This window comes from Trinickia sp. (genome assembly GCF_051961175.1).
In the GTDB taxonomy this organism is placed as follows: domain Bacteria; phylum Pseudomonadota; class Gammaproteobacteria; order Burkholderiales; family Burkholderiaceae; genus Trinickia.
Window position 1 is genome coordinate 12,982 of record NZ_JBQCDN010000359.1, and the last position, 18,104, is coordinate 31,085.

Sequence of the window (18,104 nt, forward strand, 5' to 3'; positions counted from 1 at the left end):
AGTGCGCGCTCGCGCACTCACACGCGGATCTTGATAATGTTGCGCATCCACATCACGCCCGTCACCATGATGACCGCCATTCCAGCCAGCATTTTCTGGCCGAGCGGGTCCTCCCAAAGCACCGGGAGAAACTGCGGGTTGAAGATCATGACGGCGCCGCCGGTGATGAACGGCAGCAGGCAAAGCACCCATGCGGACAATTTGCCTTCTGCCGCCAGCACGCGCACCTTGTCGAACAGCTTGAACCGCTCGCGGATCAGAAAGCCGATGCCGTCGAGCACTTCTGCGAGGTTGCCGCCCGTCTCGCGCTGAACCAGCACGGCGATGACGAAATACCGCAGATCGCGAATAGGTACCCGGTTGGCCAGATTCAGCAGGGCCTCGTTGAGCGGCACGCCATAGTTGATTTCATCGAAGGTGATCCGGAATTCGCCGCCCATCGGCTCGGCGAATTCCGCGCTCACCATGCCGATGGCGCTGGCAAACGAATGCCCGGCGCGCAGGGCGCGGGCCAACGTATCGGCGACATCGGGCAGCTGCTTTTCGAGCTTGTGCAGGCGCTTGGTGCGCTGGCGCAGGACACGAAAGTAGGGCAGGGCGCCCGCGATCACGGCGGCAACAGGCGCGACGGCCACCGGGACGGGCAAGAAGAGGGTGACGATGAGCGCGCCGAACGCCATGGCCAGCGTCGTGAGGCCCAGCCGCGCGACGCCCGTCCGCGTCCCCGCTTGCTGCAGCAGAAGGTCGAGCGACTTCGCGCGCGGCATCTGCATCATCAGCTTTTCGAAGAAACTGGCCTCCTTCAGCAGATCGTCTTTCAGGATCGACAAGCGCTCCTTGTTCACGTGTCCGCCAGCGGACAACGCGCGGATGCGAGTGTCGAGGCGCCGGGCTGCGGCACCGTGACGGCTGTTCCACCAGATATAGAGGGCTTCGAACGCCAGCACGACGGCGACGAACATCAAGACGATAAATGCGTAGAAGATCGAATCCATGCGAGTCTCCTGGGTTCCGGTGGGTGAGGCAGCGTGCCTGGACGTCTCGCTACGTGGTTTCGAAACGCCGCGCCGGATCGTAGAGCTGATCGGGAAGATGGATCCCGAACGCCTCCAGTCGCTCGACGAATTTCGGCCGCACGCCGGTCGCGCAGAAATAGCCGCGCACATTACCGTTGGGATCGACGCCGGTGCGCTTGAAGGTGAAGATCTCCTGCATGTTGATGACTTCGCCTTCCATCCCGGTCAATTCCTGAATGCTGACGATCTTGCGGCGGCCGTCGTTGAGCCGCGTCGCCTGAATCACGACGTGGATCGCGGATGCGATTTGCTGGCGCATCGTCTTCGGCGGCAGCGACATGCCAGCCATGTTGATCATGTTTTCCAACCGCGTGAGGGCATCGCGCGGCGTATTCGCGTGGATCGTCGCAAGCGATCCTTCATGGCCGGTGTTCATCGCAGAGAGCATGTCGAGGGCTTCGGCGCCGCGCACTTCGCCCAGAATGATCCGGTCCGGGCGCATCCGCAATGCGTTACGCACGAGCGTGCGTTGCGTGATTTCCCCGCGTCCCTCGATATTCGGAGGACGCGTCTCGAGTCTCGCCACGTGTGGCTGGCGCAGCTGAAGTTCCGCCGCGTCCTCGATCGTGATGATCCGCTCATCGGCCGGGATGAAGCCCGACAAGATATTCAATAACGTTGTTTTGCCACTGCCCGTGCCGCCCGAAATCAGAATGTTGACTTTGGCACGCGCCAGCGCATCGAGCAGATCGGCCATCGGCGGCGTGAGGGTCTGCAACTGGATCAAATCCGGCACCTGAAGCGGATTGACGGCGAAGCGCCGGATCGATACAAGCGGCCCGTCTACGGCGGAGGGCGGGATAATCGCGTTGACACGCGATCCGTCCGGCAGCCGTGCATCGACCATCGGGCTCGATTCGTCGATGCGCCGCCCGACGCGCGACACAATCTTCTCGATCACTTTCATCAGGTGGGCGTCGTCGTAGAACGTGACATCGGTCAGTTCCAGGCGCCCTTTGCGTTCGACGTACGTTTGCTGGAACGTATTGACGAGAATGTCGGAGATGCCCGGGTCGCGCAGCAGCACCTCCAGCGGACCAAAGCCGAACATTTCGTCATAAACATCGACGACGAGCTGCTTGCGCTCGAGATCGTTGGCGGGGGCACGTTCCTCTTCGAGGATGCGCATGATGAGCGTGGTGAGTTCCTGACGAACGATATCGGTCGACAGGCGCGAGATGCGCTCCAGTTCCACGCGCTCCAGCACCAGCTGGTGCACCACGCGCTTGAGATTCTGGTAGGCGCCGTGCGCCATGCCAGTGTGCGCGCCTCCCACTGCGTTGCGTTCGCCCAGCGGCTGCACGAGTTGATTGGAAATCTTCTCACGTAGAGACATGGTGTTCTCCTAAAATCGGTGTCCGTTACATCGAGGTCTTGAGCTTGGGGGCGGCGAGACGGCCGAACAAACCTGTGCGTCGTGCCTCGGTTCCCTTGTGCCCTGGCGAAGACGCCTGCGTCCCATTGGCCAGATCCTCGGCAAATTGCTGCAGACCACGCGAAATGCCGCTTTTACGGTTGACGTCGAAGACGGGCACGCCGTGGTTCACCGCTTCGGTGACGACTTCGTTGTCTTCGGGCAGTACGAGGTGCGGCGACATGTCGAGCACTTGCTCGAGCGCCGCCTTCTCACGCTCGGCGTGGCGTGTGTATCGGTTGACCAGCAATCTCAGGTTCGGGTGCGGATAGCCGAGCGACGTCAGAATTTCCTGGAGACGGCGCCCCGCGCGGGCATACGGCATGCCGGGCTGCAACACGACGTGAATTTCGTCGCTGCGATCGAGTGCGACGATCGAAAGCTGATTGATCGATTGGCCGAGGTCGAAGATGACGAAGTCGTATCGGGGCGCGGCCACCCCGAGCATCCATTCGAGCCTGTCGCTTTGCACCTCGGCCGCCTTGACGGGATCGCCCGCGCCGGCGAGCAGATGAAACGTCTCGCTCACGTGCATGAGGCTAGCATCGAGGAAGGCCGAATCCATGCGTTCGATGTTGCCGCATACCTGCGGCAGCGTCGAAGGGGCGTTCTCGCTGGTGAGCAGAAACGAGGCATCGCCATACAGTTGATTGAGATCGACCAGAAGGACACGCTTCTTCTGAAACGTGGACAGCGCATGGGCCACATTGCAGGCAATGAAGGTGGTTCCCACGCCGCCCTTGCAGGACATGAAGGATAGGACGCGGGTGATGTGGCCGCCTTGCAGCACACGGTTTTCTTCGGCGCGGTGCAGCGCCTCGCAGAGGGAACGTTTGTCGAGCGGCCAGGCGAGGATGTCGCGCACCCCCGCACGCATCGCTTCGATCAGCGTCTGCTGCGAGGTATCCGGCGTCAGCAGAATGCAGGTCAGCCGCGACAGCCGCTGGCATAGATTCGCGATGATGGATAACTGCGCGTCCTGCAGCGTGGCTGCATCGACGATCAGCACATCGAATGACGCCAGGCTGTCGCCGCGTTCGGCGAGCTGCGCGGGGGTACCCACGATCCGCGTCGTCCTGTAGCTGCCGCATTCGCCGATATGGCGTGCGATCTGGGCAAGGCGCGAGGCGTCGCTTGAGATGCTGAGGATATCGATCATGATGTTTCTGCCCGAGCTATCGAAATTATTGACATACGGTGCCGCCCGTTGAGGTCGCGAGACTTTCGCGCGGCAACGTGGTGGTGAGCGGCGGCATAGTGAGCGTGAGCGGAACGAACGGGATCATCGTCTTCACACTGACGTTGGTGACGCTGACCGTGACGAACGTACAGGTGCCGCGTGCCGTGGCGGGATCCGAGTCGCAGCCCGACGGGGTGTAGTCCAGATTCACGTTCGACGAGGCAAGCAATGGCAGTAACCCGGTGATCCTGGATTTGACGACCGATGCGTCGGCATCGCACACCGCTGCGGTGCGTGCGCCGAGTCGCACAGCTTCGCTCGCGGTGTTCCAGTAGAACAGCACGCGGCCGAACTCGAGAATACCGACCAACAAGGTGAAGAACAGTGCGGCAACGATCGCAAACTCGACCATGGCTGCGCCGCGCTGATGGCGCCGCCGGGACGCGAATGCGTGCAGGTGTGGCTTCATGATTCCTGCCTCATCACGGTGAAGATGTTGCCGAAGATGAGCCCCTGCAGATTGAAGAGCGTCTCGATCGGCGTGTACTGGTAGCCTTTGATCTTGACCTCGACGAGATTGACGCTGCCCGTTGGCGTTCCGCTGGGGGCGCCGTTGTTCGTGTCGTAGGTCGGGACGCTGGCGAACTGAGCCGGATCGGATGCATCCTGGCAACCCGTCGTATGCGTGGCGTCGCAGATGACGATCATGGAGGTCGTCAAGCCGGTGACAAGCGGCGTGGCCGACCCGCTCGGGCACGCCGAGCTGCCGTAAACCGCGAGGCACTGCGCGCTGGCGATCGGGTAAGCGGGATCGGTCGGCAAGTACATCGACAGGTAGCGCGTCGCATCTCGCGTCGCCTTGGTGAGCGCTTCATACTGGTACAGCGCGTGGCCGAATTCGGCCACACCCAAGGCGAGTAACAGAAGCGGGGCCACGACGATGGCGAATTCCACCATCGCTGCGCCGCGCATGCGTTTGAGAGAGGGGCGGTTGTTTTTCATGATCGCCTCGCTTATTGCACCAACACGGGAACGAGCGGGCCGACGGACGTGCCATCGCCGGGCGTGCCCTGCGTGGCACATGGCACGCTCGCATCAGTCGACTTGCCTTCGTATTCCAGATGGACTGCCGCGGCTCCGCCGCCGCTGTCCATCGGATCGAGCATCAGTACGCAGTCCCACCAGGCGATGGTCGCCTTATGGCCGCTCAGCAACTGGGTGCAGTCCACTTCGGGGGCGAGCGCCAGCCGGCGATCGGTGCCGGCGGAATAGGTCGTGCTCGAGTACGATCCCTTTGTCGTGATCTGTGCGAGCGCGTCCCCCTGATAGGGCGTGAACGTCGAGCGCTTGCTGACGAAATCGCTATAAGCGTTGCTTCCCAACTTCCAACTTGCCGCTGTATAGGCGAATCCAGTGAAATCGTGCGCATCGGCGGATTGCGAATACGGGTTCGCATAGATGCCGAAGCGCGAGTTCCATGCGCCGGTGTCCGTGATCATGTTCCCCGGTGAGCCGACGCTCGAGCCGATCGCCGGCAGCGCGCAGTAGTTGCCCGTCAGTTCGTCCCTGATGGCATTCGCGTTGTTGCTGCCGTCGAGGGCTGCCCAACCGAAATTGCCTGGGCCATACTGGGGCGGTGAGCCAGTTTTGGAGGCGATCCACTGGCCCGGTGTATAGCTCTGGCCCGCGATCGGCGGACTCACCTGCGTCCCGGCCTTGCAGACATACACGGGAATAGCGCAGGTGGTTTGAGCGGGGCTGGTCGTCGCGACGGCCATGGTCGATACCGAAGCGTTCGCCACCGAGTTGCCCGGCAGCACGTTGAGCACCTGGACGAACCAGTTCGAAATATTCGATAGCGAGGTCGTGCATTTCACGAACTTGATCTTCGAAGGGTTGGCCACCGAGCCCTTGGGCAGGAACGGGTTGCTCAGCGAATCGGTGTAGGTCACGTTGCTGTCGGTCGCGAACTGCACCTGTTGGCTCTGGAAGAACACGCGGTTGAGGTTGCCGGCTGTGATGCCGGCCGCCTCCGATACCGAGAGGTTGATCGTCGCGCCGGTGAGGTCGCGAACCGCGGCGAGCGCACAGGCGTCCGCACTGTTTTGCAGCTCGCTTCTCACGATGTAGAGCTTGCCGAGATCGAGCGCGAGCCCGACGACCCCGATCAGCACCGCAAGGGACAGCGCGACGATGACCGCCACGGCGCCGCCTTGAGTGCGTCGAGTGCTGCTTGATCTGCCTGATTGCCATTGGCGACGCATGATGACTTCCCCTTTCGATATGTTGGTTCACTGACCTCCGCCGCCACCACCGCCGCCACCGCCACCACCACCGACGCCGATCACGAACGGCGTGAACGTGGGCGGCGGGGCGTCGAACGACTTCTGGTACTGACCCATCGCAGAGTTCGCGGCTTTGCCGTCGATCCCTTGCTTGGACGGGTTATGCTCACCGGCATCGGGATCGATGACCTGCGCCTGCACCACGGTTTTGACCGCTTCGCCGAAGTGCGCGTCCCAGATCGGCGAACTCGACATGCAGCCGCCGAGCGCGGCGCAGGCCGGGGCCATGGCGATGAGGAGTGCCCGGCGCGCAAAAACGGAGTGATTGAGTTTCATGAGATTCCCCTTGGCTCAAGCGTTACTGCTTGGCTGAATCGTTCGATTGCTTCGACATCGCGAGCTCGCCGCGCTTATCCGCTGCGTCCAGGCCCGCCGAGGCGATGTCCGCCGTCGGTACGGGCTGCGACACGGCCGGTGTCGGCGATGGCGTGGACGATGTCGGTTCCGTTTGGCTCGGCGCTGTGGCTGCGGGCAGCTGCGCAGGCGCGCTCGACGGCGGCGTGCTTGGCGGCGTGGCGGGATCCGTCGGCGCTGTGGCCGATTGCGTCGATGAGCGCGCCGGCGCGGTCGATGCGCCAGGTGCGGCGGCCGGTGCCGTGCGGCGCTTGGCCCCTCGGCCTTCCATATCGCCGGTCGCGTAGATGTCCGCCTCGCTCGGTTGCGTGAAGCTGTCGGTTGGCAACGGAACGTTCGGGTTCGCCAGCGGCTTCACGAGATGCGGCGTGACGATGAACACGAGCTCGGTCCGGTCCTGCTGGAAGTTCGTGCTGCGCAGCAAGGTGCCGATCACAGGCAGTTCTCCCAAGCCCGGGAACGCCTTCAATGTGCCGGTGATGTTGTTGCCGATAAGGCCGCCGATGGCGAACGATTCGCCGTCGTTCATCTGCACCGTCGTTGCTGCGCGGCGCGTCGTGATGAGCGGCAGGATTGCCGCCGCATTCGCGCCCGCCGCGGTCACCGCCACACCGGTGGGCGACAGCTCAGACACTTCCGGGGACACCTTCAAGTTGATGCGGCCGTTGGCCAGCACCGTCGGCGTGAACTTCAGGCCCACGCCGAACTCCTCTTCCTGCAGCGTGATCGTGGTGCCGCCGTTCGCATTGCTCTGAGGGACCGGAATGAACACACGACCGCCTGCGAGGAAGGAGGCTTCCTGACCGCTGACCGTCACGAGGTTTGGCTCGGCGAGAATCTTCGTGAGCTCGTCGGTCTTCTGCGCATCGATTGCGGCCTGGAACGGCAGCCTGTTCGCCTTGCTGCCCACAATGGCCGTTTGTGCGCCGGTCAGCAAGCTGCTCACCAAGGCGCCGGTCCAACTTCCAAATCCGCCTTGAAGGTTGAGCTGCGAGCCCAATTGATTGACGACCGTCTTTGCCACTTCCGCAACCTTGACCTCGAGCATGACCTGCTGCGGCGAATCGACCGTCATCATGTTGAGCACGCTCGTCGAGCCGCCCGAGCTCGAAAACTGCTGGCTCGAACCGCCTCCCCCCGCATTCGACGAACTCGATTGGGATTGCTGTGTCGGTTGCGACGCCGCATACGCATTGGCGATTTGCACGATCTGCTGAGCGGCCGGCGCACTCGATACATCGCCTGACAGCACCAGGTTGCCCGCCGCGGTCGTGACGCGAATCCCGCGTTCGGCCGGCATCAGCTGCCTCAACGTATGCTGCAAGCCGTCGGCGTCGGCGCCGACCATGACATCGATCATCTGGCAGGCGCCGCTGCGTCCCTGGATGATCATGTTGGTCGTACCGACGGACATGCCGACGATATAGAGCGTGCGCGGCGAAACCAGCGTTGCCTGGGCGACGACCGGATTGCCGATCGTCCGGGCGATGGTTGGCTCGTCGAGCGGAACGAGGGTCGACTTGCCGACGGGCACGGCGACATTTCCCCCTTCGCGAACTTCGCCTGTACAACTCGGCCCCCGAAGCGGCTGTGCGGCGGCCGGCGCCGCCGCCTTGGGATCCGCGCGGCCTTTGGGGGCCTCTTTGGCGCCGACGGGCTGCATGCAGATCACACCCGCTGCGACAAGCGCCGCGAATACTGCGCTGCTGGTCTTGCAGCGCCGTGGGCCTCGGCCCAGACTCAACTTTGTTCTCGTATCCATTTGATGATGCCCCCGGTTACCGATATCGGCGATACCTGTACTTCGTTAATCGATGCTGTAGTCTTTTTTGCGTTTTTCACTTTTCACGCGCACGCCGGTCCTGACGTGCGCCTGACATTCGCCGCTAAAAACATTCTTCGCTGCCTGTCATGCCGGACAGCACGCCGACGCAATCGCGTTTTGCGCGAGGGGCGGGGCGGGCTTCGACATAGCGCACGCGTGCCGTCTTCACGGGCGCGGCAGCGGGTGCCGGTGCCGGCGCCGACGCCGCGACGGGAACACCGAGCAGCGTGAGCTTCGTGGCGCCTTTCGTCGTGAGCTGATCTTTATCGACCTGGTTGCGCAATACGAGCGACAACGTGCCGACGCTGCGTGCGAGATCGAGTTTCTCCGCCTGATCGGGCGACACTTGGAGCGTGACCGCGTTGACGACCTTCGGCTGGGTATCGTCGCGGCTCACCTGCTGCGCGACCGCCAACACCAGAATTTTTTCGAGCACGATCTTCGAAATGCTCTGCTGATCGCCTTTTCCGGGCTCTTGCGTATTCACGATGACGTCGACGTAGTTGCCCGGCAACGCAAAGCCCGCCACGCCGACCACGTCGTTCACGCGAACCGTGATGGCGCGGTCGCCTTTGTCGATCACCGCGGACAGGCCGCCTTTCGTGCCGATCGGCGCGAGCTTCGTTTCGAGCACCGGCTCTCCCCGAGCGAGACTCGTGCGAAGCACGCGTCCGTCGAGATTTTTCATATCCGTGAACGAACCGGGTGGCACGCTGCCGGACGGCCAGTTGACGATGCGGATCATATTGACGTTGATCGGCTGCCCGAGATTGATGTCATCCCTCGCGACGGCGACGGGTGTCAGCGCACTCGATGAGGTATGGATCAGCCATCGGGACGCAAAAATAACCGCCGCAAGGCCGGCGATCATGGCCAGCGCCAGCATGATGAGAGCGCGACTGTTTTTCATGACAAGACTCCTCGTGGATCAAGAAACGAGCGCGGATCAGCGCGCCGCCAAACGTTTATCGGGTTGCTTCGTGGCGGGCGGATGAGGTCCGTTTCGGCTTCCGATGTCGCCGAAATAGCTCTGCCATGCTTCGAGGAGCCCGTCCTCGGTGACTTCGCGCGCCGCCCCGCGATATTCCGCGGAGGCCGCAAGCAGGTGGAGCAGATCGCGCGGGTAGCACGCAAGAAAGGGCTTATTCGTCGCCATATGCAGCTCATGCAACAAGTACTCGAATACCGACTGGTGCATCTTGAAGCCGATCGATGCGCAACATGCATCGAACACCGCGCGATAGTCGTCGATCGACAGTGGACCGATTTTCAGTTTCGATCCGAGTCGACGCAGGAATGCCTCGTCGCCGATCTGAGCCGGATCGAGGTTGCTCGAGAACACCGGCCATACATCGAACGGAGCCGTAAAGCGCGTGCCGGACTGCAGCGTGAAGAGGTCGACGCCGCGATCGAGCGGCATGATCCAGCGATTGAGCAGTTCATGAGCCGCAACGCGCTGACGTCCGAGGTCGTCGACGATATACAGGCCCATGTTCGCCTTCAGGTGCGGCGGTGCCTGATAAAAGCCTGCGTTGACGTCATAGCGAAGATCGAGACCCTCGAGCGTCAGCTCTCCCCCGGAGAGGATGACCGGCCGGCGGCATAGCCGCCACCGCTTATCGCCGACGGCGCCCTGGGCTGCCGCGGGCGCCTCCTGATGGACGAGGGGGTCATACAATTGCACGATTTCGCCGCCGATAAACAGCGCGTAGGGGATCGGAACGTCACCATGAAGGAGCTTGCCGAGCCGTTCGGCGATGAACGTCTTGCCGCTGCCGGCGGCGCCGTACATCAACAGAGGCCGCCCGGCATTCAGTGAGGCCGCGGCGCTCTCGAGCAAAGCGTGATTGACACGCACTTCGCCAAATACGGCATCGACATCGGCAGGCGTGATGCGCTGCTTACGCACCGAATGCTCGCGTACGACTTCGGCGTAGTGCTCAAATGCGATCGGCGCGGGGCCGCAATAGCTGCAGCGCGCCAGCTCGTCCGCGGCAAGTGTTCGGCCCGCCTCGGTCAGACGCATCGTCACATCGATATCGGTCGCGCCGCGGTGCGTGATCTCGGCAAGATGTTCACGCACGAGGAACGACAGGACATCTTCGAGGACAGCGATAGGCAGCCGATGACGCGCGGACAAATCGGAGAACGTCGATTTGCCGTTCTGCAGTGTGGATTTCAGCACGAGACGGCCGACGAACGTCGGCGGCAGGCCCGTGTCCGCCAGTGTGCGCGGTGTGCGCAGCCCGACGGGCGGTGCTTCTGCATTGCGCGCGCGCAAAACGGGCGGCTCTGGCAGCCGCGTAATGTGCGCCGAGCTGCCTTGTTCGATGTGATGTCCGTCCATGTCCCACTCCCCGGATAGCTATTGACTGGGTCCAACCGTTGTTTGAAGCGTCGTTTGCTTCTGGTCGTTACACCGCGGACATGAAGAGCATGACTAACGTCCCGGCGGCGATGGCGACGCCGTAGGGCAACGTCCCGACTGATTTGATGCCGGACGAAGCGCCCACTCCGTTCTGTTGCAGACGCCAGCCGCCATGTGCGATCGACCATAGATTCAAGAAAAGCTGTGTCATGCGGCCGCGGAAAAGGGTCCACGCGATCGACCACACTCCGCCAATGACAAAAGACACGAGCGCCACATAGAGAATCATGCTGGGGCCGACCCATGCACCGATCGTCGCGAGCAGCTTGACGTCGCCGGCCGCGGTCGCGCGCAGCAGGTACAGCGGAATCAGCAAGGCGAAGCCGGTCAGCGCGCCGGCGAGCGCGTCGCCCATCCCTGTCACAGGCCCGAGAAGAACGGCATTAACCAGGAACGCGGCCAGCAGACCGGCCGCAATCACGCGGTTCGGGATGCGACGGCACACGATATCCGTGCTGGCGGTCAGGATGACCAGTGCGACCACGAGAGGCGGGATCGGTTGCGGCGGCAGCGGTACGGTCAACATCGAAAACCTCGGTCCGGTTGGTTGGTGTCCAGCGGGCGCTGCGAAAGCGCGTGCCAGTTGTGTTTGTTGGGCGGCAAGACGAACGAGCCCTATGGGAATCCGTTCGTTTTGCCGGGTCCATTAACGATCACCTGAAGCTGCGGTTGCATCAGCACCAGTTAGATGTCATCGGCGATCGAATTGAAAATACCGTTCGTGCCGTTGCCGATCGCGGTAACAGCCAAGATGCAGACGATCGCAATCAGGGCGAGCATCAGTGCGTACTCGACCATGGTGGCGCCGTCTTCGTCGCACAAAAACTGCTTTGTATGCGTGATAAGGGCTTGCATTCGTCGTCTCCTTCCGATGAGACCGAAGGGCCTCTGTGAGTGGCGAAAAACAGCTACGTTCGATGAAACGGCGGACTGCACGATGTGTCATGCTTTGCCCGCCCCAAGCTCATCAGATTGCATCCGCAACCGTGTTGAACATAGTGTTCGCACCCTTGCCGATCGCTGTAACGGCCAGGATACATACGACGGCAATGAGGGCGAGCATGAGCGCGTACTCGACCATCGTGGCGCCGTCTTCGTCGCGAAGGAAATGCTTGGCTCGGTTGATGATGGTTTGCATTTTGTGAATCTCCATGAGATGCAAAGTGACAAAGCCCTCGCCAGGATTGGCTTCGGGAAGGAACTGCTATTGGTGCTGCTGTGGGTGCTGCGGAAAAAAACGTGGGCGATCGGCCTGTCGGCAGATGCGCGCGCCGATCGGAATAGCAACACGTGCATGAACAGGCGGCAGGTTCGATGCCGTGCACACGTAATCACGTAGCGTGATGCCGGGCATCAAGTGACGAGGTTGCCGGCGCGACGCGCAACGGCGGGCGGCAGCAAGGGCATGGCGAGCAATGCGCCTGAGGCATGCGAGTCCTCTCGCTGTTGCGACAGGCGATACCCCGCGTCGAATCGTGGCACTCATGCTGATCCCCCCCGGGTGTTCAGCGCTGTTCTCCGGCATCCGGTTAAACCCGATGCCAACTTGTCAGTCGGCGCTTCGCCTTGGTTCCTGCCTCGTTCCCGCCATCCAGAAGGGTGGCGGGAACGGGAAGGATCCCCCCCGCGAGTAACGCCCATTTGTGGTTCTTCGGCTCGATCTATGTCGGGTGGTCCGAATCACTGGGTCGTTACGTCGTCGACTGCGCGGCTACCAAGGCAAGGTCTGGACCAACGCCCCCAAAGCCTATGATTTGCAAGGGTTTCCGCAACGGCTGCCGCTTTGCTTCGTACGATTTGTGGATTGACTGTCTCAGGCGTGCGACAACCTCGAGGGGATTTCGAGGTTATGGCGCAATGCGTTGTGCCGCCCGTGGATGGCGAATTGTTTTCGTGCAGGCTCGATTGAGGCGGCTCAGGGAGTCGGAATTCGAAGGCCCACAAGGCTTTCGGCCAGACAGCAGTCCGGCCCCGGGTGGGATTGACAGAAGTGTATCGATGTTGAAACGCGCCTCTACGAGGCATCAATTCTCACGCGGGGCGGCTTGCGTGCGTTACCGAACGTAGCGGGAGCATGCATCGTCTCTTCAAGGGGAAAACGCCCTTGAAAGCTCGATTGGATTCTGCCAACAATGAGCCAGGTGATTCGTCCTAGTTATCGAGGGAAAAAAATCACGCGATACAAGCAAGAACAAAATCAATAAGGACTGGCCCACCGCATGTCGGGTGATGGCCGCATAAGGTGAAGCACATGGACCATTTGAGTCGGGGGAAGCGCGGCGCGAGCCGCTGCGTGCACGGTTGGCTGACGCCGAGCCGGTTGCTGCTTTATAGCAGCACCTTGATCGTGATCTACGCGATTGTGATGGGCGTCTGGGCGTGGACCACAGACGGTTTCAGCCGATCGGATATCTCTCCTCCGGGTATCGACTTCGCGGTTTTCTGGGTGGCGTCCCATGTCGTGCTCCACGGTTCGCCATGGCAAGTGTATAGCCACCTCGTGTTCGCCAAAGCCGAAGCGATGCTCTTGCCCAGCTTCCAATCGGGCAACTTTCTGCCCTGGCTTTATCCGCCCGCGTTTCTGTTCGTCGTTGCCCCGTTTGCATTGCTTCCGCTCGCCGTCTCATACCTCCTGTTCGTCGGCATCAGTGTCCTGCTGTTCACGCGTGCAACGTTGCGTGTTTCAGGGCTCGGTCAGGCGATCGGACAACCGCGCCTGGCTGCACTGTTCGTGGCGGTTGCCCCGAGCGTGTTCGTCGCCGCTGCCGCGGGGCAGAACTCATTGCTTACCGCGACGTTTGCCGGGCTGGCGGTGCACTGGGTCAATCGAAAACCCGTGCTCGCCGGGTTCTGCATCGGCTTGCTCGCCATTAAGCCGCAGATGGCTATCGTTTTTCCGTTTGTTTTGATCGCTGCAGGGGCGTGGCGTACTTTTGTGGTTGCCGCGGTCACTGCATTGTCGATTACTGCGCTTGGCGTGCTGGCGGGTGGCACAGAGACGGTGCACCTATTCCTGCTCAACGCGGAGTTCGTGCGCAGCGTGATCATCCAGCATGCGTTCCACTTCTGGCGCGCCTCGCCAACGACCCTCGCTGCGCTGCGCATCAACGGCGTCGGACTCACGCTTGCGGAGTGCGCGCAGGCGTGGGTGGCGTTCGCCGCCATAGCGGCCGCATGTCAAGTCTGGAGGAGAACGGGCGATACGCGGCTGCGCTGTTCGGTTTTGGCTATTTCGACGCTGATCGCCAATCCTTACGTATGGCACTACGAGTTGACCTGGCTCGGGATCGCGATGGCTTGCCTGCTATCGCTCGGGTTCAAGGAAGGATGGCTGCGGGGGGAGCAGGAGATCCTCGCATTGGCGTGGCTGCTGCCGCTGTATGAATACTTCAATCCGTATTTGGACCTGCCGCAGCTCGGCCCGATTGTGTTGCTGGCCGCGTTGCTGGTCATACCCCGGCGGATGCGTGCAACGGCTGAGGGCACGTTTTCACGTGCCGACAATGTGATCGCTGCGAAACGGGTGTGCGTGACGGCCCCTACGGTATCGATGCAGCGGGAAAGTGTGAATAACGGGGGCTAACATGGACGCACCGATCGGCAAACCATTGATTTCGCTCGTCGTGCCTTTTTATAACGAGGTCGAAGGCGTTGACGGATTCTTTGGCAAGATCGTGCCGTTGCTCGAGGCGATCGAATCGATACGATTTGAGATCGTCTGCATCAATGACGGCAGCACCGACGGCACACTCGATAAACTGGTGCACGTGGCGACGACGGATACGCGCGTGCGGGTGCTGGATTTCTCGCGTAATTTCGGCAAGGAAGCCGCGCTGACAGCCGGTATCGAGGAAGCCTCGGGCGATGCGGTGATTCCCATCGATGCCGACCTGCAGGACCCGCCCGGTCTCATTCCGGTCATGATCGAACATTGGCTGAAAGGAGCCGAGGTTGTCGCTGCAAAAAGAAGCGACCGGGCTTGCGATACGTTTCTGAAACGAACGACAGCGGCACTTTACTATCGCGTCCATAACGCGCTGTCCGAAGTCAAGCTGCCTGAAAATGTCGGTGATTTTCGCTTGATGGACCGCTCGGTCGTCAATGCTTTGCGAAGTCTGCCGGAACGGCACCGCTTTATGAAGGGGCTCTTCGCATGGGTCGGCTTCCGGACGGTCATCGTTGAATATCAGCGCGAGCCGCGCACAGCCGGGAAGTCGAAGTTCTCGGGATGGCGGCTCTGGAATTTCGCGCTTGAAGGGATCACCAGCTTCAGCACGGTACCGCTGCGCAGCTGGACGTATATCGGGCTTGCGATGGCGGCGCTCGCGTTTTGCTATGGCGGGGCGATCATCGGGCGCACGCTTCTATTCGGCAATCCGGTGCCCGGATACGCTTCGCTGCTTTCGATCGTGCTTTTCCTGGGCGGGATCGAACTCATCGGCATCGGCATGGTGGGCGAGTATGTCGGCCGCATCTATGACGAGACGAAAGAACGCCCGATTTACATCGTGCGGCGTCGCTATCAAGTGAACAACAACACAAGCGTGGTACCCCTGCGGCGCAGCGAGGGCGCCACGCGCAACGTAACGGCGCTGCACGCCCCGCGCAGGCGCGCGATGGCCGACGCGCGGATGGGTCGTTGAAATAGCCTGGGAGAGATTTGCCATGTCACCTGAAGCCTATCTGGAAATGGCGGAGACGGAGCACGAACACTGGTGGTTCCGTGGCCGGCGCGACGTCGTTTGTTCAATCCTTCGTCAGCTCGCCCTGGCGCCTGACACGCGTGTGCTCGAGGTGGGCTCCGGCACGGGCGGAAACCTGGACATACTGGCTCGATTCGGCAGTGTGAGCGGATTGGAGATGGATGCGAATGCGGTTGCAATGAGCATCGAGCGGACTGCTGGCCGCTTCGACATTCGTCGCGGACGCTGCCCCGACGACGTTCCGTTCCAAGACGGTGCCTTCGATCTGATTTGCTTCCTCGACTGTCTGGAACACATCGCAGAGGACGTCTGCACGCTCCGGCGCATGCACGCGCTGCTGGCGCCGGGCGGATCGATTCTGGTGACGGTGCCGGCGTATCAATGGCTGTGGAGCGCACACGACGAGTTTCTTCACCATCATCGCCGCTACGATCGCGCCTCATTGACACGATGTGCACAGACAGCGGGTTACCGCATCGAACGCGTCACCTATTTCAACACGCTGCTCTTTCCGCTCGCGGTGGCGGTCCGATTGTGTGATCGGCTGCTTCGGCGCGGCCGATCGAGCGGAGATGCGGTGCCGGCAGAGCCGTTGAATGCCATGCTGTACGGCATTTTCAAACGCGAGTCGTCATGGCTGGCGCGTCACGGGCTGCCTTTTGGTGTTTCGTTGCTCGCCGTGTTGAAGTCCGATTAGTGATGCCTGGCCAGAAAGGCTCGGCGGAGCGGGCTTCGAATCGTGCATCGAGCCCCGAACCGACTCGTCTTGCCGAGAGGCTCATGAGGCCGTTCGCTCATTCGTCGATCCGATACTTGGTAGTCGGCTTTTCAAACACGGCAGTCGGCTTTGCCGTGATCTGGATTGCGTTGCGCGGCTTTGGCCTCGGCAATGTCATAGCAAATGCCGCCGGCTATTCGGTTGCATTCTTATGGAGCTTTGCGCTCAACCGGAAGTGGACATTTTATCACCAGGGCGCTGTGGGGTTCGCGTTGCTGCGTTATTTACTTGCAACAGGCGTGGCCTACGGTATGAACCTGCTCGTGGTGATACGGGTAGAACAGCTGCTGGGTCAAGGCAGCCTGTTCGTGCAGATCGATGGAATGCTGACCTACACCGCGGTCGCGTATGTCGGGGCGCGGTATTTCGTATTCCCCAGGAACCGCGCACTGTCTTGCGGCCGAAGCGTTCAAGCGTCTAAGCGCCGAAGCGGCTGCCAAAGACTCGTTGCGCCCGGTGAAGGAAAACCATGAGACAACTCGATCGGCGTTGGCTATTCCGGGTTGCATTGTGCTCGAGCGTTGTTCTCGCCATTGAGCTCAGCTTCGCATTCAGTCTGGCGTGGGGCACCTTCACACAATCGGGGCCGCCGCAGGCGGGATTCGGGATCGACTTTTCCGTGTACTGGAGTGCGGCGGTCGTGGCGCTCACGCACAGCCCGGCAGCCGTCTTCAATCAAGATCTGATGATGGCCGTCGAGCAAACGGTCCGATCGGGCAAACTGTTCGCGGGCACGAGTGGGCCTTGGTTATATCCGCCCGCGTTTCTCATTTTTCTCTTGCCTCTTGGGATGATGCCTTTGAACGTGGCGCTGACCGCGTTCAGCTGCGTTGGGATCGCTGCCTACCTTCGCTCCATGTGGGGGATCGTGCGCCCTATTGGACCGCTGGCGCTCGTTCCTGTGGCTGCATTCCCCGGGTTGTGGCTTGCGCTCTGTTACGGGCAGAACTCCCTTCTGACGGCGGCTGCGGCCGCGGCTGCTCTCGCACTGTTACCGACGCGGCCGATATTGGCCGGCATCTTTATCGGTCTGCTTAGCGTGAAGCCTCAGCTGGGATTGATTTTTCCGCTGGCGTTGATCTGCTCGCGGCAGTGGCGTTGCTTGGTATCGGCAGCGATATGCTCATTCCTATTGTGGAGCGTGAGTGCGCTGATGCTTGGCGTCGACATGCTGCCGGCGTGGGTCCATACCGTCTCCTGGTTCAGACATACCTGGATCGAACATAACCCTGAGATATGGCGCGGTATGCCGACGGTTTATGCCGCAGCACGAAGAGCGGGCGCATCGGCTCAATGGGCGTATGGGCTACAGGCAGCGGTTGCGGTCCCCGCTTGCGCCGTGATGGCATGGCTATGGAGGGGCACGGCGAGAGACGAACTGAAAGCCGCGGCATTGGGTTGCTGCACGCTACTCGTTCAGCCCTATCTGCTGTACTACGATCTTGCCTGGCTCGCGATTCCCATTGCTTTCATTGCGGTCGATCTCTATCGGCATGCCGGGCGCGCCTTCGAATGGCTCCTGCTCGTCGCTGCATGGGCGATGCCTTTGCAGTCCGTCGCGGCCACAATGATCGAAGGGTTGGGGCATTGGACGCCGGCGGTTCTCGTGTTGCTCCTTTGCCTGATTGTTTTTCGGCATCGGAATCGGCACCCGGCCGGGCAAACCGCCGAACACGGCCGATCCAAGTTATCCGATTTATCCGGGCGTGCTGCGCATTTTTGAACGTCGTTTAGCTGTGCCCGCTGGCAGCACGCGGCGGTCGGCTCGATACCAGCGGTGTTTGGCCCCGTGCAGGTGGACACATCGGCAATGCACTTCGGCGCTTCGCTGCCGTCGCATCATGCGAGCGGCAGCGAAGGCGAAGGAGCTCCTGCAGGCAACGCCGTGCGCCATTTCGTGTCGGCCCTCGCGTGCTTTGCTCTCATGGCTGTTATGCACTGCCTGCGGGTAACTTTTTATGCAAGCGCTATGCCAAGGGGTACGAAACGCTTTAGCGTCAA

At 61.5% G+C, this 18,104-nt stretch carries 18 protein-coding genes; 5 read left to right on the forward strand and 13 right to left on the reverse strand.

The genetic code is table 11. The annotated features are described in order from the left end of the window. Positions 1–17: 17 nt before the first annotated feature. The 13 genes from ACTHL0_RS20760 to ACTHL0_RS20820 all read right to left on the reverse strand — a co-directional run bounded on the left by ACTHL0_RS20760 (position 18) and on the right by ACTHL0_RS20820 (position 11,760). Positions 18–995: a type II secretion system F family protein gene (locus ACTHL0_RS20760; RefSeq protein WP_440568768.1), complete on the reverse strand. Its 978-nt coding sequence runs from the start codon at positions 993–995 to the stop codon at positions 18–20. Between the two features lie 49 nt (positions 996–1,044). Continuing rightward, a complete protein-coding gene (locus ACTHL0_RS20765) occupies positions 1,045–2,412 on the reverse strand; it encodes a CpaF family protein (protein WP_440568769.1) in 1,368 nt (455 codons plus the stop codon). 25 nt (positions 2,413–2,437) lie between these two features. After that, positions 2,438–3,649, reverse strand: coding sequence for an AAA family ATPase (locus ACTHL0_RS20770; protein WP_440568770.1), 1,212 nt, complete (start codon positions 3,647–3,649; stop codon positions 2,438–2,440). Positions 3,650–3,674: 25 nt separating this feature from the next. Next, entirely contained in the window at positions 3,675–4,139 is a 465-nt protein-coding gene (locus ACTHL0_RS20775; protein WP_440568771.1) for a TadE/TadG family type IV pilus assembly protein, read from the reverse strand. Then, on the reverse strand, positions 4,136–4,642 hold the full coding sequence (locus tag ACTHL0_RS20780; protein WP_440568791.1) for a TadE/TadG family type IV pilus assembly protein: 507 nt from the start codon (positions 4,640–4,642) through the stop codon (positions 4,136–4,138). Before ACTHL0_RS20780 ends, ACTHL0_RS20775 begins: the two co-directional genes overlap by 4 nt. A 41-nt stretch (positions 4,643–4,683) precedes the next feature. After that, positions 4,684–5,934, reverse strand: coding sequence for a pilus assembly protein TadG-related protein (locus ACTHL0_RS20785; protein WP_440568772.1), 1,251 nt, complete (start codon positions 5,932–5,934; stop codon positions 4,684–4,686). A 27-nt stretch (positions 5,935–5,961) separates the two neighbouring features. After that, a complete protein-coding gene (locus ACTHL0_RS20790) occupies positions 5,962–6,291 on the reverse strand; it encodes a hypothetical protein (RefSeq protein ID WP_440568773.1) in 330 nt (109 codons plus the stop codon). A 22-nt stretch (positions 6,292–6,313) separates the two neighbouring features. Continuing rightward, entirely contained in the window at positions 6,314–8,131 is a 1,818-nt protein-coding gene (locus tag ACTHL0_RS20795; RefSeq protein ID WP_440568774.1) for a type II and III secretion system protein family protein, read from the reverse strand. A gap of 124 nt (positions 8,132–8,255) precedes the next feature. Next, positions 8,256–9,104: a Flp pilus assembly protein CpaB gene (gene cpaB, locus ACTHL0_RS20800; protein ID WP_440568775.1), complete on the reverse strand. Its 849-nt coding sequence runs from the start codon at positions 9,102–9,104 to the stop codon at positions 8,256–8,258. Between the two features lie 36 nt (positions 9,105–9,140). Next, on the reverse strand, positions 9,141–10,541 hold the full coding sequence (locus tag ACTHL0_RS20805) for an ATP-binding protein (RefSeq protein ID WP_440568776.1): 1,401 nt from the start codon (positions 10,539–10,541) through the stop codon (positions 9,141–9,143). A 67-nt stretch (positions 10,542–10,608) separates the two neighbouring features. Further along, a complete protein-coding gene (locus tag ACTHL0_RS20810) occupies positions 10,609–11,145 on the reverse strand; it encodes an A24 family peptidase (protein WP_440568777.1) in 537 nt (178 codons plus the stop codon). 161 nt (positions 11,146–11,306) lie between these two features. Continuing rightward, the gene (locus ACTHL0_RS20815) at positions 11,307–11,477 is read right to left on the reverse strand and encodes a Flp family type IVb pilin (RefSeq protein WP_440568778.1); all 171 of its coding nucleotides are present in this window, start codon (positions 11,475–11,477) and stop codon (positions 11,307–11,309) included. A 112-nt stretch (positions 11,478–11,589) separates the two neighbouring features. Further along, complete coding sequence (locus tag ACTHL0_RS20820; RefSeq protein WP_440568779.1) at positions 11,590–11,760, reverse strand: Flp family type IVb pilin; 171 nt, start codon at positions 11,758–11,760, stop codon at positions 11,590–11,592. Between the two features lie 1,113 nt (positions 11,761–12,873). Between ACTHL0_RS20820 and ACTHL0_RS20825 the strand changes: the two genes are divergently transcribed. The 5 genes from ACTHL0_RS20825 to ACTHL0_RS20845 all read left to right on the forward strand — a co-directional run bounded on the left by ACTHL0_RS20825 (position 12,874) and on the right by ACTHL0_RS20845 (position 17,826). Then, the gene (locus ACTHL0_RS20825) at positions 12,874–14,205 is read left to right on the forward strand and encodes a glycosyltransferase family 87 protein (protein WP_440568780.1); all 1,332 of its coding nucleotides are present in this window, start codon (positions 12,874–12,876) and stop codon (positions 14,203–14,205) included. A gap of 1 nt (position 14,206) precedes the next feature. Continuing rightward, the gene (locus ACTHL0_RS20830) at positions 14,207–15,265 is read left to right on the forward strand and encodes a glycosyltransferase family 2 protein (protein ID WP_440568781.1); all 1,059 of its coding nucleotides are present in this window, start codon (positions 14,207–14,209) and stop codon (positions 15,263–15,265) included. Between the two features lie 22 nt (positions 15,266–15,287). Next, entirely contained in the window at positions 15,288–16,022 is a 735-nt protein-coding gene (locus ACTHL0_RS20835) for a class I SAM-dependent methyltransferase (protein WP_440568782.1), read from the forward strand. Positions 16,023–16,138: 116 nt separating this feature from the next. Next, entirely contained in the window at positions 16,139–16,576 is a 438-nt protein-coding gene (locus ACTHL0_RS20840) for a GtrA family protein (RefSeq protein ID WP_440568784.1), read from the forward strand. Continuing rightward, complete coding sequence (locus tag ACTHL0_RS20845; protein ID WP_440568786.1) at positions 16,573–17,826, forward strand: glycosyltransferase family 87 protein; 1,254 nt, start codon at positions 16,573–16,575, stop codon at positions 17,824–17,826. Before ACTHL0_RS20840 ends, ACTHL0_RS20845 begins: the two co-directional genes overlap by 4 nt. Positions 17,827–18,104: the final 278 nt, after the last annotated feature.